At 42.2% G+C, this 18724-nt stretch carries 23 protein-coding genes; 7 read left to right on the forward strand and 16 right to left on the reverse strand.

The window, feature by feature from the left end:
- Positions 1 to 28 precede the first annotated feature (28 nt).
- From M1D98_RS12055 to M1D98_RS12075, 5 genes are all read right to left on the reverse strand, one after another.
- The gene (locus M1D98_RS12055; protein ID WP_052245576.1) at positions 29 to 202 is read right to left on the reverse strand and encodes a hypothetical protein; all 174 of its coding nucleotides are present in this window, start codon (positions 200 to 202) and stop codon (positions 29 to 31) included.
- A 66-nt stretch (positions 203 to 268) separates the two neighbouring features.
- Positions 269 to 832 carry a 5-formyltetrahydrofolate cyclo-ligase gene (locus M1D98_RS12060; RefSeq protein ID WP_010328228.1) on the reverse strand — a complete coding sequence of 188 codons (564 nt, stop codon included), beginning with the start codon at positions 830 to 832 and terminating at the stop codon, positions 269 to 271.
- A gap of 84 nt (positions 833 to 916) precedes the next feature.
- Positions 917 to 1066, reverse strand: a complete 150-nt coding sequence (rpmG, locus tag M1D98_RS12065; RefSeq protein WP_003153056.1) for a 50S ribosomal protein L33 — start codon at positions 1064 to 1066, stop codon at positions 917 to 919.
- A gap of 83 nt (positions 1067 to 1149) precedes the next feature.
- The gene (locus tag M1D98_RS12070; RefSeq protein WP_456279610.1) at positions 1150 to 2232 is read right to left on the reverse strand and encodes a glycosyltransferase family 4 protein; all 1083 of its coding nucleotides are present in this window, start codon (positions 2230 to 2232) and stop codon (positions 1150 to 1152) included.
- Entirely contained in the window at positions 2229 to 2699 is a 471-nt protein-coding gene (locus M1D98_RS12075) for a hypothetical protein (protein WP_435576528.1), read from the reverse strand. Before M1D98_RS12075 ends, M1D98_RS12070 begins: the two co-directional genes overlap by 4 nt.
- A 179-nt stretch (positions 2700 to 2878) precedes the next feature.
- On the opposite strand from M1D98_RS12075, the gene M1D98_RS12080 reads away from it, so the two are divergent.
- Both M1D98_RS12080 and M1D98_RS12085 read left to right on the forward strand, forming a co-directional pair.
- The gene (locus M1D98_RS12080) at positions 2879 to 3232 is read left to right on the forward strand and encodes a hypothetical protein (RefSeq protein ID WP_003226272.1); all 354 of its coding nucleotides are present in this window, start codon (positions 2879 to 2881) and stop codon (positions 3230 to 3232) included.
- Positions 3229 to 3693: an MltG/YceG/YrrL family protein gene (locus tag M1D98_RS12085; protein WP_121642910.1), complete on the forward strand. Its 465-nt coding sequence runs from the start codon at positions 3229 to 3231 to the stop codon at positions 3691 to 3693. The genes M1D98_RS12080 and M1D98_RS12085 overlap by 4 nt, the downstream gene beginning before the upstream one ends.
- A 29-nt stretch (positions 3694 to 3722) precedes the next feature.
- Here the strand turns inward: M1D98_RS12085 and pstB (M1D98_RS12090) are convergent, their stop codons facing one another.
- The 9 genes from pstB (M1D98_RS12090) to M1D98_RS12130 all read right to left on the reverse strand — a co-directional run bounded on the left by pstB (M1D98_RS12090) (position 3723) and on the right by M1D98_RS12130 (position 13209).
- The gene (gene pstB / locus M1D98_RS12090) at positions 3723 to 4505 is read right to left on the reverse strand and encodes a phosphate ABC transporter ATP-binding protein PstB (protein ID WP_026014432.1); all 783 of its coding nucleotides are present in this window, start codon (positions 4503 to 4505) and stop codon (positions 3723 to 3725) included.
- Positions 4506 to 4515: 10 nt separating this feature from the next.
- The gene (gene pstB, locus M1D98_RS12095) at positions 4516 to 5325 is read right to left on the reverse strand and encodes a phosphate ABC transporter ATP-binding protein PstB (protein ID WP_121642911.1); all 810 of its coding nucleotides are present in this window, start codon (positions 5323 to 5325) and stop codon (positions 4516 to 4518) included.
- Between the two features lie 20 nt (positions 5326 to 5345).
- Positions 5346 to 6230, reverse strand: a complete 885-nt coding sequence (gene pstA, locus M1D98_RS12100; RefSeq protein WP_435576527.1) for a phosphate ABC transporter permease PstA — start codon at positions 6228 to 6230, stop codon at positions 5346 to 5348.
- A complete protein-coding gene (pstC, locus tag M1D98_RS12105; RefSeq protein WP_039074490.1) occupies positions 6230 to 7159 on the reverse strand; it encodes a phosphate ABC transporter permease subunit PstC in 930 nt (309 codons plus the stop codon). The genes pstA and pstC overlap by 1 nt, the downstream gene beginning before the upstream one ends.
- A 68-nt stretch (positions 7160 to 7227) precedes the next feature.
- Complete coding sequence (locus M1D98_RS12110; protein ID WP_121642913.1) at positions 7228 to 8130, reverse strand: phosphate ABC transporter substrate-binding protein; 903 nt, start codon at positions 8128 to 8130, stop codon at positions 7228 to 7230.
- A gap of 153 nt (positions 8131 to 8283) precedes the next feature.
- Positions 8284 to 10425 (reverse strand): penicillin-binding protein 2A, encoded by a 2142-nt coding sequence (pbpA, locus tag M1D98_RS12115; protein WP_456279611.1) that lies wholly within the window; start codon positions 10423 to 10425, stop codon positions 8284 to 8286.
- 113 nt (positions 10426 to 10538) lie between these two features.
- Positions 10539 to 11831: an MFS transporter gene (locus M1D98_RS12120; protein WP_121642915.1), complete on the reverse strand. Its 1293-nt coding sequence runs from the start codon at positions 11829 to 11831 to the stop codon at positions 10539 to 10541.
- 106 nt (positions 11832 to 11937) lie between these two features.
- Positions 11938 to 12546 carry a superoxide dismutase SodA gene (gene sodA / locus M1D98_RS12125; protein ID WP_014114427.1) on the reverse strand — a complete coding sequence of 203 codons (609 nt, stop codon included), beginning with the start codon at positions 12544 to 12546 and terminating at the stop codon, positions 11938 to 11940.
- A 180-nt stretch (positions 12547 to 12726) separates the two neighbouring features.
- Positions 12727 to 13209, reverse strand: coding sequence for a DUF456 domain-containing protein (locus M1D98_RS12130; protein ID WP_039074493.1), 483 nt, complete (start codon positions 13207 to 13209; stop codon positions 12727 to 12729).
- Positions 13210 to 13318: 109 nt separating this feature from the next.
- Between M1D98_RS12130 and M1D98_RS12135 the strand changes: the two genes are divergently transcribed.
- The 4 genes from M1D98_RS12135 (at position 13319) to M1D98_RS12150 (ending at position 16981) form a co-directional block, all read left to right on the forward strand.
- On the forward strand, positions 13319 to 14080 hold the full coding sequence (locus M1D98_RS12135; RefSeq protein WP_456279612.1) for a DUF1189 domain-containing protein: 762 nt from the start codon (positions 13319 to 13321) through the stop codon (positions 14078 to 14080).
- Between the two features lie 94 nt (positions 14081 to 14174).
- On the forward strand, positions 14175 to 14474 hold the full coding sequence (locus tag M1D98_RS12140; protein ID WP_456279613.1) for a LysM peptidoglycan-binding domain-containing protein: 300 nt from the start codon (positions 14175 to 14177) through the stop codon (positions 14472 to 14474).
- 121 nt (positions 14475 to 14595) lie between these two features.
- Complete coding sequence (gene ispG, locus M1D98_RS12145) at positions 14596 to 15729, forward strand: flavodoxin-dependent (E)-4-hydroxy-3-methylbut-2-enyl-diphosphate synthase (RefSeq protein WP_082022596.1); 1134 nt, start codon at positions 14596 to 14598, stop codon at positions 15727 to 15729.
- A gap of 101 nt (positions 15730 to 15830) precedes the next feature.
- Positions 15831 to 16981, forward strand: a protein-coding gene (locus M1D98_RS12150; protein ID WP_456279585.1) for an IS3 family transposase whose coding sequence is annotated in 2 segments (ribosomal slippage) — positions 15831 to 16104 and positions 16104 to 16981 — 1152 coding nt in all. Because the reading frame shifts where the segments join, the coding sequence is not laid out codon by codon here.
- 62 nt (positions 16982 to 17043) lie between these two features.
- Here the strand turns inward: M1D98_RS12150 and M1D98_RS12155 are convergent.
- The gene (locus tag M1D98_RS12155) at positions 17044 to 17430 is read right to left on the reverse strand and encodes a DUF308 domain-containing protein (protein WP_121642917.1); all 387 of its coding nucleotides are present in this window, start codon (positions 17428 to 17430) and stop codon (positions 17044 to 17046) included.
- A 132-nt stretch (positions 17431 to 17562) separates the two neighbouring features.
- Between M1D98_RS12155 and M1D98_RS12160 the strand changes: the two genes are divergently transcribed.
- Complete coding sequence (locus M1D98_RS12160) at positions 17563 to 18144, forward strand: nucleotidase (protein ID WP_010330677.1); 582 nt, start codon at positions 17563 to 17565, stop codon at positions 18142 to 18144.
- Positions 18145 to 18182: 38 nt separating this feature from the next.
- Here M1D98_RS12160 and zur read toward each other — a convergent pair whose 3' ends face one another.
- Positions 18183 to 18620 (reverse strand): zinc uptake transcriptional repressor Zur, encoded by a 438-nt coding sequence (gene zur / locus M1D98_RS12165; protein WP_268522970.1) that lies wholly within the window; start codon positions 18618 to 18620, stop codon positions 18183 to 18185.
- Positions 18621 to 18724: the final 104 nt, after the last annotated feature.

Raw genomic sequence — 18724 nt, forward strand, 5'->3', positions numbered from 1 at the left:
AGCAAAAAATCCCGTTTTTCACGGGATTTCAGAAAGCTTGCTGGATAAATTTATTGCGGATAAACGGAATTCTTAAAAAGAAATGGATAAAAGACCGCCTGATTCTCGGCTGGCTTAGTACGGTATTCATAAGACGATAGCGGTTTTGATAAAACATGACAGCTGAAACAGCGAAAATGGCATAAATCATAAGTTTTTTCATCATATCCCTCCTGCCAATAGGGTTTGTCATTCTTTCTTATTTATTCTTGAATAAGGAGCAGGAAAGTTATGAAAAACAAGAAATGATCTGATCTTCTGTTATCAGCTTATGTACCGGGATGTCATGCGGTTGACGGGGAACATGCGCAAACAGCTGGCACTTCAAGAGCAAAGAGACTGTCTTCCCTTTATAATCGCTTAAAAAACGGTCATAATAGCCGCCGCCAAAGCCGATCCTAAACCCGTCAGTATCGAAACAAACACCTGGAACGATTATCAAGTCAATTTGTGATGGTTTCACTGCTTTTGTTTTTTCAATCATCGGCTCAAGAAGTCCGGCGTAAACGGTTTCGAGCTGATCATCGGTCTGATATGTGCGGAATTGCATTTTTTTCGTACCAGGGTCGCATTTTGGAATACAAACTTGTTTTCCTTCTTTCCAAGCCTGCTCAATGACTGGACGCGTCGGTATTTCCAGCTCTCTGGAGATGGTGACGGCAATGGTGCTGGCATTTTGCCACTCCGGCAGTGAAAACAAATGCTTGTACATACGTGCTGTTTTTTGAATAAGTTCTTCACTTGATACAGCAGATAGTGCCTCTATCGTCTTTTTCCTTAATTGTGATTTCATCTCTCATCCCCCTCGGAATAGAAAAAAAGCCAGAACCTTTTTCAAAGCTCTGGCTTTTTTCTCACACCTCAAACAGCTAGGCTGTTATTTTGTTTCACGGTGTAACGTAGATTTTTTATCACGTGGGCAATATTTTTTAAATTCAACGCGGTCTGGATTGTTGCGTTTGTTCTTTTTAGAAATATAGTTACGCTCACCACATTCAGTGCAAGCCAAAGTAATATTAACGCGCATTATTTTCCCTCCAAACTAAAATCATTTACTTATTCAGACTTATATATAATACCACTATAATGGACGGAATGCTAGGCTGTTTTTCAATGAATTACTGAATTATTCATGATACGCTCATAAAGCTGTAAATATGATGTCATAAGGAGCCGGGGATGGTGTTGTTTGAGTACTTGTTCTCTGCCTGCTTCTTTGATCCGGCGGGCTCTTTCCCGGTCTTTTAATAACCTGTCCAGCAGGTCAGCCGCTTCCTGCGTGCGCGTGAAATCAATGGTGTATGCCGTTTTGCCGTGAAGGGCAAAGTCACAAAAACCGCCCGACGGAGAAACGGCAGTCAGCACACCTTGTTCCATGCTTTCCTGTGCGGCAAGTCCAAACGGCTCATAAACACTAGGGAAAACAGCCATTTCACAGTGAGACAGAAACAATCTGATGTCTCTTCTGTGCAGAACAGGCAAGAATAGGACACGTTCCGCCAAGTTCAATGCTGAAGCCAATTTTTCACAGGAGGAGCGAGACGGCCCCTCCCCAGCCAGCACCAAATGAAGGTCAGGCTGACGCCGCCTTAGGAGAGCAAACACCTTTAACAGCTGAGCAAATCCTTTTTCTGGAACAAACCTGCCAAATGAAAATAAAAACCTTCCTTTCATCATGCTTCGCTGAATTTCTCCCTTTTCCTCCTCCATAGATGCAGGGCTTGGAATAACGGTTATTTTTTTACGAGTTACATTATCAAGCGAGCGTTTCATAAAAGAGCTCAATACAATCAGTTCATCAGCAGCTTCTATCAGGAGACGTTCGGTCTGCAGTCTGTATGGATGCGGCGCTTCTTGGCACACCTTTTTTCTTTCGCTTTCTAGACCGTGGATCGTCACTGCAAGAGGGAGGCCGAGCCGTTGTTTCAAATCATGTGCGGCAGGGGCTGTCATGTCGTCATGGGCATGAATCAAGTCGACACGTTCATTGCAGGATAACACATGTTGAATCATTGTAAAATTCGCATCAGCTATGAAATCTTCAAACTGCGCATATGAAAACATCTGCCTTTTTGGCGTGCAAACGGTTATGTTGATATACGGTTTTAAATAGGAGATGAGTCGGTTTAAATGGACACCAATCCCGCTTTTCGGCTCTTGAGGATGTTCGAGAGCCAGCATGAGAACGTTCATTGTTCTTCTTCCCCTTTCCCATAACAGGTATAAGCAGAAAATTGCTTCTCCCACCTGATATCCGCATTCTGAGTCTGAAAGCTGTTCAGGTTACTAACTCCATTTTCCGCAAGATAGATGTCCCCTGTATCGGCGAGTTTGAGAGAGACATTCATTGAGTTAACGATTCTATACTCAGCCCGATAAACAGCATCACCAGCCGCCTGTCCAAGCGTCCACTTCCCTTTATGATACGCTGTGCGTATTGTTCTGACAGCTTCGATATCTTTCCTTTTGAGAACGATGCGCAATTCTATTATCATATCCTGCGGACTTTCGAAAAGCACAGCTTCAGCCAGCTGCATTGTTTCTTCTGAGAGTGCCCAGCTTACAGTCAAGGTATGAGCGTTTTGAATGGTCATGTCGAATGTGTCCCTAAAAAAAGAAAGCTTATGTCGTATATTATAGGGAAATGGGTATTTATCCATGGACTGCTGACATTCTCCTTTCCTCTCGTTCACTCGGTGTTCCTATTAAACCATTACATAGAGTGGAAGCAAAGAAAGATTTGTCGACAAAATCTCGTTTTTTTTGCGAATACCTTTAGAAACGATTGGTTTTATGGTATAAAAAAGAAGGATAAAAAAAGAATAGAAGGTGATGAAACGTGGAAATTGCTATTATTGCGTTGTTTATCGTCAGTATAGCGCTAATTGCATTCTCATATTCTCAAAGAGATCCGATGAAAGATGTAGAGCAAGAGCTCGAAACACTGCAGCTTTCTGCGATGCAGGAAATTTACAAGCTCAAAAAGAAAATGACAGTGCTTGAGGAAGAATTGCTGGAAACAAACCTTGTCATCCGCAAATCAAAGCATAGCGATATCAATCAAAAGATCGCTAAACAAATACTTTCAAAATATAATAACGGCATGTCCGCTGAGGCGATCGCTAAAGCTGAACATGTATCAGTGGAAGACGTCAATACGATTATCAAAGATAACGAGAAGGTGCTCGTATGACAAAACGGGGCATTCAGGCATTTGCTGGCGGCATTATTTTAGCGACAGCCGTTCTTGCAGCTGTTTTTTATCTGACAGACGAAGACCAGGCGGCCGCTGTAAAAGAACATAAAACAGTAACCGAACAAGACGTGAACAATTACCTTGATTCTAAAAAAATGGTTTCTGTTAACCGTGATGAATATCAAAAACTTCTTGATTCAAAAGAGAAATCCTTGAACGACGACAGCAGCCCAGACACGAAAACAAACAAAGTAAAAACGTACAAGCTCAACATTAAAGACGGCATGAGCACCGCTGATGTATCTGCTATTCTTGAAAAAGAAGGCATTATCTCCTCGGCTCAAGATTTTAACGACTATGTCATTGATGCCGGGTATCACAAAGAAATTCGCGCAGGCGAATTTAAAGTGAAATCAGACATGAGTTTCAAAAAGATCGTAAAAACGTTAACACGATAAAAAACAGGCTGACTGTCAGCCTGTTTTTTTTATCCAAACTTCCCTGTGATGTAATCAAAAGTTCTTTGATCCTGCGGATTAGAAAACATTTGATTGGTATTGTCACATTCAACAAGCTCACCCATATAGAAAAAAGCTGTTTGATCAGAAACCCTTGCTGCCTGCTGCATGTTATGCGTAACGATGACAATGGTATATTGATGTTTCAGCTCAAGAATGAGTTCTTCAATCTTTCTTGTTGAAATTGGATCTAATGCAGATGTCGGTTCATCCATCAGCAAAATATCAGGATTTGTCGCAAGCGCTCTGGCGATACAAAGACGCTGCTGCTGGCCTCCTGATAACGAGAGTGCAGATGAATGCAAACGATCCTTCACCTCATCCCATAACGCCACATCTTTTAATGACTTTTCCACAATGTCTTGAAGCTTCTTTTTATTTTTAGTGCCGTGGACTCTCGGTCCGTAAGCGACATTATCAAAGATCGATTGCGGAAACGGGTTTCCTTTTTGGAATACCATGCCGATATTTTTTCGTAAATCGACGATATCCACTTTATCCTTTAAAATATTGGTGCCATTATAATGAAGCTCCCCTGCAAGCTTTACATTCGGCGTCATCTGAATCATCAAATTCAATGTTTTAATGAAGGTCGATTTCCCGCATCCTGACGGCCCGATAATCGCCGTGACCTCGTTTTCATAAATGCTCAAATTGATATTTTTCAAGGCATGATGCTGTCCATACCATAAGTCCATTCCATTGACTTGATAGACTTCCTGTTTCATTACAGCTTTGGTAGCAATACTCATTGCCGCCCTCCTATCCGAATTTCCCGTTAATATAATCCTCTGTCTTTTGCTGCTTCGGACTAGTAAAAATCTGCTCAGTCTGTCCGTATTCGACAAGCTCTCCGTTTAAAAAGAATGCTGTCCGGTCAGAAACCCGCAGCGCCTGCTGCATATTGTGCGTGACAATAATAATTGAGTATTCCCTTTTCAGTTGTGTTATTAATTCTTCTATTTTTGCATTTGAAATCGGATCTAGCGCTGAAGCTGGTTCATCCAGCAGAAGAACAGCCGGCTTCATCGCAAGCGTTCTCGCGATACATAAACGCTGCTGCTGGCCTCCTGATAATGAGAGTGCAGACGAATGCAAACGATCCTTCACCTCATCCCAGAGCGCTGCTTTTGTTAAGCTTTCTTCCACAATCTCATCTAGAACAGCTTTATTCCGCTCTCCGGCATATTTCAATGCGTGTGTGATATTCGCATAGATCGATTTCGGAAAAGGATTCGGTTTTTGAAAAACCATTCCGATTTCTCTTCTTAAGCTGACAACGTTAATATTGCCACCCAGTATATTTAATCCTTCATAAAGGATTTCGCCTTCAGCTCTTGCCGAAGGAATTAAGTCATTCATTCGGTTAATGTTTCTCAAAAAAGTAGACTTTCCGCATCCTGACGGCCCAATCAAAGCGGTGACCGCATTCTTTTCAATATCCATATTCACATGGTGAACCGCTTGTTTCGTTCCGTAAAAAATAGACAGATCTTTCACTTCGATCACGTGGTTCTGTTTTGGAACGAAAACAGCACGTTCAGGCTTTTCTTTTACCATTTGTTCAGACATGTTTTTCGCCTCTTTCCGTTCTAATTTGCCGTAAGCTTTTTGTAGATCATCGTGCCAAGCCATCTCGCTGAGAGATTAAACACAAGAACAGAAATGACCAGCACCGCAGAACCTCCGTTGGCAATCGCTTCAGCATCCGGAATGATTCCTTGCGTATTTACGTTCCAAATGTGAACGGCAAGTGTTTCAGCGGGCCTGAAAATATTAAATGGCGATGTTTCAGAAAACGGGTTCCATTCTGTAAAATTAAGGCGCGGTGTTGTCAGACCGGCTGTAAATAATAATGCCGCAGCTTCTCCGAATACCCTTCCTGACGCTAAAATCGCTCCTGTAATGATAGAAGGGATTGCACTCGGAATTAAAACCGTTTTTATGGTATGCCAACGTGATACACCTAAAGCGAGAGAGGCTTCCTTCAGATCTTTAGGGACTGAACGAATTGCGTCTTCTGTCACTCGCACCATGACAGGAAGGTTAAAAACAGTTAACGCAAGCGCCCCGCCTATGATCGTATATCCCCAGCCTGTTAAGTTAACAAACATCAGTAATCCAAACATCCCAATCACAATTGACGGAAGTGATGAAAGCACCTCTATACATGTTCTGATAAAATCAGTCACCTTGTTATTAGGCGCGTACTCAGCCATGAACACTCCGCCGCCCACACCGAGCGGGATTGTAATCAGCATCGTGATAAACAAAATATAAAAGGAGTTAAACAGCTGGTCGCGTATTCCTCCTCCAGCTGCTATGGCGCTTGATTTTGTCGTAATAAAGTCAAAGCTGATCTGGGAAACACCGTTTATAATAATATAGGAAAACAAGCCTGCTAGAATGGCTGTGATAATGGCTGCGCACAAACCAAACATTCCGGTAGCCAGTTTATCTGTTATTTTGCGGTTCATTACACTTTCCTCCTAGATGACAAGTAGCGAATAAGCAGGATGAACAAGAATGACATCGCCAGAAGCACCAGCCCCATTGACCACAGCGTATTGTTTTCAACGCTGCCGTACGTGGTATGGCCCATATTTAACGTGATGATCGTTGTCAGTGTTCCTGCAGTGTCAAACAGGCTTTCCGGCAATACTCTTGTATTTCCAATGACCATCTGAACAGCCAAAGCTTCTCCGAATGCCCGTGCCATACCAAGCACAACAGCCGTCATTAATGTCGGAAAAGCTGCGGGCACAAGTACTTTTCTGATCGTCTGCCATCTTGTCGCACCAAGCGCGTAAGAACCTTCTCTTAAACTCTTTGGAAGAGAAGCCATCGCATCAGCTGAGATCGATGTGATGGTCGGCAGAATCATAATCGAAAGGACAATCGTTCCCGCCAATAAACTGTGCCCTGTTCCGCTCGATTTGAACTGAGCGATAAACGGCACTAACACTGTAAGACCTATGAATCCATAAACAACAGATGGAATGCCGACTAAAAGCTCAATCACCGGCTGGAGCACTTTCTTTCCCCAATTCGGCGCAATTTCCGTCATAAAAATCGCACCTGCAATGCCGAGCGGCGCAGCAATGAGTGCAGAAAGAATCGTTACTGCAAATGATCCAAAAATAAATGGCAGCACTCCATATTTCGGATCCGTATCTGTAGGGTTCCAATTTAGGCTCGTTAAGAATTCAATTGGGCTTACACCATTTACCAGAAAAGATTGCAGCCCCTTAACGCCGAGGAAAATGGTGATCGCAACAGATGCCGCAATCATAATAAGCGCACAAGCTGTCACAATCATTCTTCCCCGAACTTCATCCAATTGCCGATTTTGCCTTGAGCTGATTAAACGCTCGCTCACAGACATATTTTCTCTATTGTTTATCATTGTTTTACACTCCTATGAATGTGTTAAGAGGAGAAACGGCTGTCACCGCACTCCTCTTTTTATTAAGATCAGCTTTGCTTCCCTTCGGCATCGCGTGTCACTTTCATATCAGTAACCGGGATGTACCCTTGGTCAGTAACAATGCTTTTTTGAATGTCTTCACTCTTTAAATAATCAAGAAATTCTTTAGCCAAATCTGTCGCTTCACCTTTTGTGTAAGAATGCTGGTAAGCCCAGATCGGATACTCGCCAGCCGCAACATTTTTCGCTTCAGGTTTTACGCCGTCAATAGATAGTGCTGTGACTTTGTCATCTGTTAAATATGAGAATGCAAGATACCCAATCGCTCCAGGAGTATCAGCAATGATTTTTTTCACTGTGTTAGATGAATCTTCAGTAATGCCTTCTGCAGGCTCTTCTCCGTCAAGCGCATATTTCACAAATGTAGCACGTGTACCAGAAGAATCAGGACGGTTTACAAGTGTGATCTTTTGGTCTTTGCCGCCAAGCTCTTTCCAGTTTTTGATTTTGCCAGTGAAGATTTTTTTCAATTCATCCTTTGAAATGTCTTTCACACCAGCATCAGGGTGTACAGCTGCTGCCATACCAACTACTGCGACTTGATGATCGACAAGCGCTTTTGCATCGATTCCTTCTTTTTCTTCAGCAAAAACGTCTGAATTTCCGATCTGAACAGCTCCTTCAGAAACTTGAGAAAGCCCTGTTCCAGAACCGCCAGCTTGTACTTGTATATCTGCATCAGGGTTTTCTTCCATAAACTTTTCTGCGGCAGCGAGTACTAATGGCTGCATAGCCGATGAACCAGAAATGGTTAAAGATCCTGATGCCTTTTCTTCTCCTTTTGAAGAATCGCTATTTGATTTTTCACTTTCTCCTGCATTTCCGCATGCAGCTGCGATCATCATAAAAGCAGCCATCAGAAGCATAAGCACCCATTTGTTTTTTTTCATTTCCTGAATTCCCCCTGCGTATAATGTGTAATTTGTCCTACACGTATAGAGTAAAGGTTCTGTGTAAAAAGGGTTTGTATTGAATGTTAAGGTTTTGTAAATCAATGCGTTTTTTTGTATAAAAAAAACGCCCACAGAATGTGAGCGTTCCTTTTAGTGATTAGAAGACGTTGCGTTTTCTTCAATTTTGTCTTTATTCTTTTGCTGAGTATCTTCTTTGTCCTGCTTCGACTTCAGCTCAAAATATTTATCCAATACTTCTCTGCCGATATCATTTGTAATGGTATATTTAGCGCCATAATCTATATAAGCCCAAGGCACTACGACAGAGATCGCTATTTCTGGATTATCAGCCGGGGCATAAGCGACAAGTGTCGTATTATAAGTCCCAGTACCTGTTTTTGATTTATCAGGCCCATCATAGAAGGACTGCGCTGTTCCTGTTTTGCCGGCAGGCTGATAGGATGCTGAAGCAAATTGGCTGGCTGCTGTCCCTTTTGTCATCACTCGTCTGAACCCAGCTTGTACCTCTTTAATGTACTCGCTTTTCATGTCAATTTTATTCAGCACTTCAGGCTGAACAGATTGGACAACTGCCCCAATCCCTTTTTCAGCATTGGGTTCCCTGACTTCTTTTACAAGCTGAGGCTTCAAGCGATAGCCGCCGTTTGCAATCGTTGATACGTATTGCGCCAGTTCCAGCGGTGTATACGTATCATACTGGCCGATCGCATAGTCAAGCAAGAATCCTGTTAGTCTGTTTGTTCCTTTATAGCCCGTCATTTCATTCGGAAGATCAATTCCCGTTTTGACACCCAATCCAAATTGGCTAAAGTGATTACGGAATGTATCAAAGGCCGCAGTATCTATTGGTAAAGCTTGATGCGGTTTATACTCGCCTTTACCGATTGCGATCGCAGTTTTAAACATAAATACGTTGGAAGACTGCTCTAACGCTCTTTGAATATTAACCGAACCTAAATTCTTCCATGATTTTTTGCCATTTTTATCTTGACCGATATATAACGGCTCATCTTGAAAAACCGTATTTAAGTTAATCGCGCCGGTTTGAAGACCCGTTAGTACGGTTGCACCTTTAACAGCTGACCCCATGGCATAGGATGAAGTCATATTTCCCAAAGCATAATCATCAAACTTGTATGTTCCATTTTCTTGTTTAATCTGCTTGCCCGCCATTGTCAGCACTTCACCGTTTCTTGGATCCATCATGACAACGAAAGCGCGGTCTAACAATTGAGTGCTTGCTCTTGTTTTAGCTGATTTTAAATTATTCTCAATGATTTTTTCAACGGATTTTTGCAAATCAATATCAATTGTAAGCACGAGATCCTTACCGGCTTTGCCTTCAGAAACGGTTTTTGTTCCCGTGACATTGCCGTTTGCATCTGTGATGTTTTCGACTTTAGCTTTTTGTCCTTGCAGAAGGCTTTCGTATTGGTATTCCAAATAGCTTTTCCCGACTCTGTCATTTCGGCTGTAGCCAAGCGACAGGTAATGGTCGAGCAAGTTGGACGGCAAGCCTTCATCAGAGCTGGAAACACTTCCGAGCACTGAGCGAAGAAGATTTTTATACGGATATTCACGTTCCCAATCGGACGTGACATCCACACCCGGCAGTTCGTCTAAATGTTCACTCACCACTGCCATTTCCTTCGCTGACACATCTTCATTTTTGATATATTGAGGAGTCAATGCGTATCCTGAATCCATCTGTCTTTTGATGGCGAGGATCTGCATGTCTTTATCCGTCAGGTCATTCATCTGCTTATCGGTAATCCGTTTCAGCTGAAGCTGATATAAATCGTCATCGGATAATTTTTTGTCTTCTGCCTGCTGTCTTTCTTTAGAGGTAATCAGCTTTTTGGCTTCATTTGGCCTAGTCAAAATCCAATAATCCTTCTTATCCCGTTCTGTTACTTTTTTCGTATCGACTTTAATCATCTCGGACAGCTTTTTTGCGATCTTTAACCGCTGCTCTTGCGAGGTTGATTTAGATCTGGTGTATGTGATTGCATTTAAAGCCTTATTTGTCACGATGGCATTAAAGTTGCGATCATAAATTTTCCCGCGCGGCACCGCCGAGCTGACTTCACTTTGTTCCTGCTTATTGGCTTGATTTTTGTAGTCATCGCCTTGCACGATCTGCTTGATGCCCAGTTCCACAATGATCCAGGTAAAGATAACGAAGGCAGCTAAGAATAAAATATTCAGCCGGATCGGAAGCGACTTCTTTTTCTCTTTATGATTTTGTTTTTTTGGTTGATTTCTCCTCATAACATCACCTTTTTCTATTTACAGAAAGAAAAGACACTCAAGTAAGAGTGCCAATTTTCATTTTAAAGGTTTTTTCGACTTTTTTCTACAGATAACCCCTTTTTGACAAAAAATTATCTTTCGCCTTTTAAAAGATTCGGTTCCGTGACCCGTTTTTGGCCGTCTTCTTCCATCGTTTGATTTTCCTCTTCTTTATCCTTAAAACGGATGTCCTTGACAAAATAATAAATCAGCGGATGTCCTATGCCCAAGATCGCGAGTGACAAAGGAATTCCCACGTCCTCCTTCAGAAGGGCCACGATCAGGAGAAAAGATAAAATGGAGACGATCCTGCCGGCGTTTAAAAACAATTCCCTCAGCACGATATATTCGATTCTTGCTTTTCTGGCATGTCTCGCCCGGCCTATCACATCATATGTAAGTGATACATATGGCACGAGCAAAAGAGGATAGCCAATCGCAATAAAAACGCCGTATGTCAATAATGTCGTAAAGCTCATATGAAACAGAATCAAAAACAGCGCTCCATACAGAATAAGACCGCCCAGCAAAATCGATTTTTTCCTGGCCTTTTTCTTAATCAGCCTGGACGCAAAGTAATAGGCAAAGAAAGAGACAGCTGAGTTGACAAGGCCGAATGTGCCAAGGGCCAGTTCGCTATTTGTTTCAATAAATACAAAAACACTGATTAAAAAAATGAAAATGCCTTCTCTCAAGCCTTGAAAAAAATGCGCATTTGTAATTCTGCGCCAATTCATATTGCTATGGCGCTCTCCAAACACTTTGCTAAGCATAAATCGGCCCTTTGATTCTCTTCGTTTTAAAAAAAAGCTCATCACAACAGCCAATGCAAACAAACTGAGAGAGAGGCTGAAAATCACTGTGTAACCCGTATTATTTTCAAGCCTTGAGATGACAAATCCCGCTACAATCGGACCGATCATTCCTGCAGAGGAAGACAGAATGCCCATAAATCCGTTGAAAAAGTCTCGCGTATCCGGCTCTGTGATTTCAAAGGTCAGCACGTTAAACGCAAGCCAATAAAAGCCATAGCCCACTCCGAGCACTGCGCCAATCAGCACAAGCCGGCTGGCTGCTGTTTCTCCGGCTAAAAGCACACTTAAATAAAAGGCAGCTAAAAAAATGACGCCGAATCTTAAAATGAACACCCTGTCTATTTTTTTGGCTAACCGTCCAGCCAAATAAAAGGTTATCGGCTGCATTGTCACAATGGATAAATTATATATCGCCAAATCAATAAACTTCCCTGACTGCTTCCAGAGATACACATTAACAAATGTATTGGACAGGGCAATTCCCAGTGAGTAAAGCCCGCCAATGGTCAATAGAAAAAGTAACCCTTTGTTTACGTCTACATCGCCAATCACTTTTTTTAGTTTGCTCATTACTGACTCCCCTTTACTATCCCTTAGTCTGTCTCTCTCAAACCGAGATATGTAAAAAGAAGACATAAAAAAACAAGGCCCTCTATTGAGGACCTTGCTAGTGTCATTATTTTGCTTCGCTATATAGACGAGCCACTTCGTCCCAGTTTACAACATTCCAGAATGCTGAAATGTAATCAGGACGGCGGTTTTGATAGTTAAGGTAGTATGCATGCTCCCAAACATCAAGGCCTAAGATAGGCGTTTTGCCTTCAGAAAGCGGAGAATCTTGGTTTGGCGTGCTTGTGATTTCAAGTTTGCCATTGTTCACAACAAGCCATGCCCAGCCAGAACCGAAGCGTCCAGCTGCCGCAGCTGCGAATTGCTCTTTGAATTTGTCAAAGCTTCCAAATACACTGTTGATCTCATCAGCAAGCGCGCCAGTCGGCTCGCCTCCGCCGTTTGGAGATAAAAGTGTCCAGAATAATTTGTGGTTCGCGTGTCCGCCGCCGTTGTTGCGGACTGCAGTGCGGATGTTTTCAGGAACAGAATTAAGATCTGCAACAAGCTCTTCAACTGATTTGTTAGCAAGAGCAGTGTTTCCTTCAACCGCTTTGTTTAAATTTGTAACGTATGTGTTGTGGTGTTTCGTATGGTGAATAGTCATAGTTTCCTTGTCGATATGCGGTTCTAAAGCATCGTACGCATAAGGTAATTCTGGAAGTTCGTAAGCCATGATAATTCCTCCTTTAATATATATATGTACTGAAATGCCGCTTCACAGCGAGCCTTTCTTCATTCAATGTAACAAAAGAATGCTGCGTAAGCAATGAAAAAGCTCACATCTTGGCTCATTTCAGCGGATATATTTCACTTTAACCGATAATTCGCCCCATTAAACATCCGCCCGCCATTCTTATAGAACCGTCCATAAAAAATATCCGATCATCAACAGCTGTATCATGCCCTTTGCAATAACGCCTGTTAAAAAGCCGATGAGTGAGCCGAGCCCGATTTTAAACGCTGACTTGACGTCCTTTTGGTGGACGATAAGTTCTGCACAAACAGCCCCGATAAACGGGCCCAATATGATCCCTGCAACCGGAATGATGAATGGCCCAATTAATAAACCGATCGTGCTTCCCCATATGGCAGCTTTGCTTCCGCCGAATCTTTTTACTCCAAGCAGATTAGACACATAATCCGCGGCGAATAATACTGCGGCAAAAACAGCTTCCACGAGCCAGAACATATAAGAATACGGACTGAAAGAAAACAAAAATCCATACAATACAAATCCGGCAACGATAAATATGACACTCGGAATAATGGGATACACCAGGCCAATAAAGGCGATGATAAATACCGCCGCAATCAACAACCAATACAACATATCCATAGCATCCTTCCTCCCTTTTACACCTGTCTTCTTTATGTCTTCCTTGTATTCACACGCAGGCAACGATACAATAAGCAACATATATTAGTATAGCTAGGAAGTGAAGATAGTGAATGTATTTCAGCTTTTCATCAAAAGTACATACTCTCCCCGTGATATTGCAAAAACAAGATTTCAAGGAATCGGAAAAGCGATTCTTTATGTATTTTTACTTTGTGTCCTTTTTGCAATTCCTACCGCTTATTATGTAAGCTCAGGGACCGTCAAATCAATGAATGCCTTTAAAACCGTGTTAAACAAAGATTTCCCTGATTTCACAATTTCAAACGGCAAACTTCAAACGGATACGAAAAAAGCCACGGAATCACAGGCAAATGGTTTCGTTATCGTATTTGATCCGACCGACGCCTACGGCACCAAGCAAATTGAAGCAAAGCAAAACGCGATCGGCATCCTCCAGAACAAATTTGTTTTGGCCATTGACGGACAAGCCCAGGAGATGCCTTACTCTATGATGCCGTCAGAGTTAAAGAAGAAAGATGTCATTACAGGTTTAAACCAAAATAAAACCATGATCGTTGTTGTTCTCTCAGCTCTCATTTTCCTCGTAACTGCCGCAGGAAAATGTATTGAAGTATCATTCTTGGCGCTTATCGGAGTCATCATTAAGAATTCGCAGAGAAAGCAACTGTCCTACCATCAGCTTTGGAAGCTTTCCGCCTATTCCATCACCCTTTCGACCGTATTCTTTACGATCATGCGTGCATTAGAAGCGACCGTCCCAAGTGAATTTTTACTGAACTGGTTTGTCAACTTTGTCATCCTGTTTCTCGTATTGAAAGAGATTCCATCCAAAAAAGCTGCTTTATAATCCGAGACTGCATTCGCAGTCTCTTTTCTTTTGTCATGAATCTAAACGGACAAGCATACTATGGTATAAAATTTCGTATGCGGGAGGAAAAGTGATGAAGCGTCTTACCTTTGTATGCAGCATTGTTTTTATCCTTTTTATTCTTTTTTATGATCTTAAAATTGGAACAATACCCATTCAGGACCTTCCTGTCTATGAAGCATCAGCAAAAACGGCTGCACAAGGACCCGTTTTTAAAACGGTTAAGGTACAGCCGGGTGACACGGTTATGTCAATTGTCGGACAAGCAGGTTCGCCAGACGACATTGTAAAGGATTTTGAAGCACTGAATCCGAATGTGAGGGCCAACGCCATTCAAGCCGGAACAGCGTACAAATTCCCTGTCTACCCTTAATTAACGTTAATTTCTTGTCAGTTTGGCGAAGACACTGTTACAATGTAATTTGTAAAATAAATTCACATACACCATACTAGAATTGTTACATCTAGAAGCGGCAACTACAATTAAGGAGCGATTGCAAGTGAGTGAAATCACACATCGTACAAAAACGCGTCCCGTAAAAGTGGGACCTTTAACAATAGGCGGCAACAATGAAGTTGTCATCCAAAGCATGACAACAACAAAAACACATGATGTAGAAGCAACGGTTGCGGAGATTAACCGTTTGGCTGAAGCCGGATGCCAAGTCGTCCGGGTAGCATGTCCGGATGAACGGGCGGCAAACGCCATTGCAGATATTAAAAAACGGATTACCATTCCGCTCGTTGTAGACATCCATTTCGATTATAAACTTGCGTTAAAAGCCATTGAAGGCGGCGCCGATAAAATCCGAATCAACCCTGGCAACATCGGCCGCCGTGAAAAAGTCGAAGCGGTCGTTAAAGCGGCTAAAGAAAAAGGGATTCCGATCAGAATCGGAGTAAACGCTGGTTCACTTGAAAAGCGGATTTTAGAAAAATACGGTTACCCGACTGCCGACGGAATGGTAGAAAGCGCACTTCATCACATTAAAATTCTTGAAGATCTTGACTTCCACGATATTATCGTCAGCATGAAGGCATCGGACGTCAACCTTGCGATCGAGGCTTATGAAAAAGCGTCAAAAGCATTTGATTACCCGCTGCACCTCGGGATTACCGAATCGGGAACGCTGTTTGCCGGAACAGTAAAGAGCGCAGCAGGACTCGGCGCAATTTTAAGCAAGGGCATCGGAAACACCTTGCGTATTTCATTAAGCGCAGATCCTGTGGAAGAGGTAAAAGTAGCAAGGGAGCTTCTGAAATCTTTCGGCTTAGCCTCCAATGCTGCCACACTCATTTCATGTCCGACTTGCGGCCGTATTGAGATTGACCTCATCAGCATCGCCAACGAAGTGGAAGAGTATATTTCCAAGATTAAAGCACCGATCAAAGTTGCTGTTCTAGGCTGTGCTGTAAACGGACCTGGTGAAGCAAGAGAAGCCGATATCGGGATTGCCGGCGCACGCGGAGAAGGGCTGTTGTTCCGGAAAGGAAAGATTGTTCGTAAAGTTCCAGAGGAAACAATGGTAGAGGAACTTAAGAAAGAAATCGACATTCTAGCTGAGGAACACTACGCAAAGCTTGAAGCTGAAAAAGCAAAATTAAAAGAAGAGACACAAAAAGCTTGACGGGAACGGGACTGACCCCATAAGATGAGACAAATAAAAACACCTTCAAGTTTGAATACGGATGATTGTTATCCGACATTAGACTTGGAGGTGTTTTTTCTATGGGGACAAGAGTGAGTTATCCGCTTGAAGTGAAACAGAAGGCTGTAGAAATGAGATTGGCAGGCGTACCTATGAAAGAGATCATGCAGGAGTTGAATATCAAAAATAATACGCAGATTAAGACATGGGTCAGATGGTATAAGGCTGGGGATACACATCGATTTGAACAGCCTGTTGGTAAGCAATACACTTATGGAAAAGGTCCGGAGTATTCTTCCGAATTAGAGAAACTGCAGGCAGAGATTCGTTACCTGAGACAACAGAATGAAGTTTTAAAAAAGTACAACGAATTGGAAAGGAAGTTGATAGCAAAACGTCAGTCGAACTTGTAGAAATATTGCACAGCACAATGACCGTGCAGGATATCTGTATTCATTTAGGTATCTCTCGGGCGTCTTATTATCGTTGGAAGAAGAATATGATGAAGGATCATCCCAAACGCCATTTGGAAAAACAAATCGGCACGTTGTGCCGAGAGCACAAGTATAGATATGGATATCGAAAAATCACAGCCATATTAAAAAAGGGAATGTGTATTAACCATAAAACGGTTCAGCGTATTATGCAGAAAAATCAGTGGCAGTGCCGTGTTAAGGTGAAAAAGCGCAAGAAGAATGGGCAGCCATATGCCGTGGTCGATAATATATTAGATCGGAACTTTCAGTCTGATCATCCTCTTGAAAAACTGGTAACGGACATCACGTATTTGCCTTATGGGCAGAAACAATTGTATCTATCCAGTATATTGGATGTATACAATGGAGAAGTGGTTGCTTTTACGATTGGAGATAAGCAGGACACAGCCTTTGTCTTAGACACACTTGATCAGCTGCCAAATCTGCCTGAAAGCTGCGTGTTACATAGTGACCAAGGATCTGTGTATACATCTTACGAGTATCAGAAAGCTGTTAAAACAAAAGGCATTACCATGAGCATGTCCCGCAAAGGGACGCCCGCTGATAATGCCTCCATCGAATCGTTTCATTCCTCACTAAAGTCTGAAACGTTCTATCTTAACAGCATTGATCGAACCACGACCGCCATCGTAGAACGAACTGTCATAGAATACATTCATTATTATAACAATATTCGTATTCAAACGAAACTAAACAACCAATCACCGATAAACTATCGGCAATTGGCTGTTTAAAAGGTGTTTTGATCCCTGTCTCAAAAACGGGGGCCAGTCCCGAACCCGTCAAGCTTTTTATGTTAAAAAAACGGAATAATAAATATTCCCAGCACTAACGAGACGACACCGATACCCATCGCCCAAGCTCCCAGGCCCTGGGCACCTCTTCTTCTTGCGATATAGCCGACAATAATACCGGCAGCTCCCAATAAAACAGGCAGTACAAACAAAGAAATAATGGACAAGGCTAACGCAATATATCCCATTCCCCGTCCTTCATTAACATTGCCGCCGCTGCGGTTATTGTCTCGATCATTGTTTCGATCACTAGCGCGGTAAGGTTCTGCGATTTCAGCAGCCGTTTCCTCAAAAAAACCATCATTGTCGCGGGTAATATTTGTGCCTTCAGAACCATGATCAACATAGTAGCTGTTGTTGTCACGTTTTTCGTAATCTGCCACCTTCAATTCCCCCTTCTGTTTTATTAAAGGAGCTTTTATAGTTTGAACCAATTTACCCGTTTCATGTTTGCTAAACTTTTCTGGTAATGTTAATTGTTTATGTTACACTTGAAAGGATGAAACTGAAGGAGTGTGGGCATGTTACGCTTAGGAATAGATATTGACGGCACAATAACAGCTCAGGATACATTCGTCCCTTATTTGAACCGCTCGTTTAATCTTTCCATTTCATTAGACGATATGACGGATTATGATTTGACAAAGCTGTTACATATTACGCAGGAAGAATTTTGGGATTGGATGAATCACAATGAAGCGATGATATATAAGGAAGCAATGCTTGCGCAGCACGCAAAACAGTCACTTGATCTCCTTAAAGAGGAACACAAGCTTATTTTTATTACAGCCAGACGAACTCATCTCACTACTATTACCTATGAATGGTTTGACAGACAAAACATTCATTACGACCACATCGAACTCGTTGGCGGCCATCATAAAGTGGATGCAGTCAAAAATCACAACATCGACTTGTTTTTTGAGGATCATCACGGAAACGCAATGATGATCGCGAAAGAAGCCGGGATTCCGGTGATTTTATTCAATTCCCCTTATAATCAGCTTCCCATTGATTCGAATATCATCAGAGTGAGCAACTGGCTAGAAGCCGTTCAATGGATAAACAAAAACAAGCATCATTTGATACGTGTCAATAACTGAAAAAGGAGCCCTTGGCCCCTTTTTTCATATCTATACAATTACACAGTTGTGTTTTCTTGGTTTTCCGATGTACAACCAGGGCAGGTGCCGTAAATCTCAAATTTATGCCCGCTGACCTGATAGCCATCCAAATCATCATAAAGCTTGTCCATTGGACATGACTCAATTTCCTTTGTTTTGCCGCAGGCAAGACAAATAAAGTGATGGTGATGATGGGTAAACGAACATTTAAATCGGAAGAGCTTTTCACCGGACAACTCAGTTGTTTCCAAAATACCTAGTTCTTCATATAAAGAAAGATTTCTGTAGATTGTATCAAAGCTTAAGCCGGGATAATCATCATTTAATGCGGACAGTACGTTTTTAGCGGTAAGATACTTGTCTGAATCAGCAAAAAGCTGCAGCATATCTTCCCGTTTATTTGTATATTTATATCCGTTTTCTTTCAGTAGGTTCAACGCTTCTTGTACGTTCATGAAGGGTCCCCCTTTTCTTTGCTTAAGAACGTATCACATGTATGAAAAAGAAAATGGCAGCTGTCTGACCAGCAAGCCATTTTCTTTACCGCAGATAAAATTAT

This window comes from Bacillus sp. K7 (assembly GCF_053903245.1).

Excerpts from the sequence above, each read along its gene's own strand:
- pstB (WP_121642911.1), bottom strand. The coding sequence starts at position 5,325 with ATGTCTGAACAAATGGTAAAAGAAAAGCCTGAACGTGCTGTTTTCGTT.
- M1D98_RS12085 (WP_121642910.1), top strand. The coding sequence starts at position 3,229 with ATGACAAAACGGGGCATTCAGGCATTTGCTGGCGGCATTATTTTAGCG.
- pstC (WP_039074490.1), bottom strand. The coding sequence starts at position 7,159 with ATGATAAACAATAGAGAAAATATGTCTGTGAGCGAGCGTTTAATCAGC.
- pbpA (WP_456279611.1), bottom strand. The coding sequence starts at position 10,425 with ATGAGGAGAAATCAACCAAAAAAACAAAATCATAAAGAGAAAAAGAAG.
- sodA (WP_014114427.1), bottom strand. The coding sequence starts at position 12,546 with ATGGCTTACGAACTTCCAGAATTACCTTATGCGTACGATGCTTTAGAA.
- M1D98_RS12075 (WP_435576528.1), bottom strand. The coding sequence starts at position 2,699 with ATGGATAAATACCCATTTCCCTATAATATACGACATAAGCTTTCTTTT.
- M1D98_RS12070 (WP_456279610.1), bottom strand. The coding sequence starts at position 2,232 with ATGAACGTTCTCATGCTGGCTCTCGAACATCCTCAAGAGCCGAAAAGC.
- pstB (WP_026014432.1), bottom strand. The coding sequence starts at position 4,505 with ATGAGTATTGCTACCAAAGCTGTAATGAAACAGGAAGTCTATCAAGTC.
- M1D98_RS12160 (WP_010330677.1), top strand. The coding sequence starts at position 17,563 with ATGTTACGCTTAGGAATAGATATTGACGGCACAATAACAGCTCAGGAT.
- pstA (WP_435576527.1), bottom strand. The coding sequence starts at position 6,230 with ATGAACCGCAAAATAACAGATAAACTGGCTACCGGAATGTTTGGTTTG.
- rpmG (WP_003153056.1), bottom strand. The coding sequence starts at position 1,066 with ATGCGCGTTAATATTACTTTGGCTTGCACTGAATGTGGTGAGCGTAAC.
- M1D98_RS12110 (WP_121642913.1), bottom strand. The coding sequence starts at position 8,130 with ATGAAAAAAAACAAATGGGTGCTTATGCTTCTGATGGCTGCTTTTATG.
- M1D98_RS12140 (WP_456279613.1), top strand. The coding sequence starts at position 14,175 with ATGAAGCGTCTTACCTTTGTATGCAGCATTGTTTTTATCCTTTTTATT.
- M1D98_RS12120 (WP_121642915.1), bottom strand. The coding sequence starts at position 11,831 with ATGAGCAAACTAAAAAAAGTGATTGGCGATGTAGACGTAAACAAAGGG.
- zur (WP_268522970.1), bottom strand. The coding sequence starts at position 18,620 with ATGAACGTACAAGAAGCGTTGAACCTACTGAAAGAAAACGGATATAAA.
- M1D98_RS12060 (WP_010328228.1), bottom strand. The coding sequence starts at position 832 with ATGAAATCACAATTAAGGAAAAAGACGATAGAGGCACTATCTGCTGTA.
- M1D98_RS12055 (WP_052245576.1), bottom strand. The coding sequence starts at position 202 with ATGAAAAAACTTATGATTTATGCCATTTTCGCTGTTTCAGCTGTCATG.
- M1D98_RS12130 (WP_039074493.1), bottom strand. The coding sequence starts at position 13,209 with ATGGATATGTTGTATTGGTTGTTGATTGCGGCGGTATTTATCATCGCC.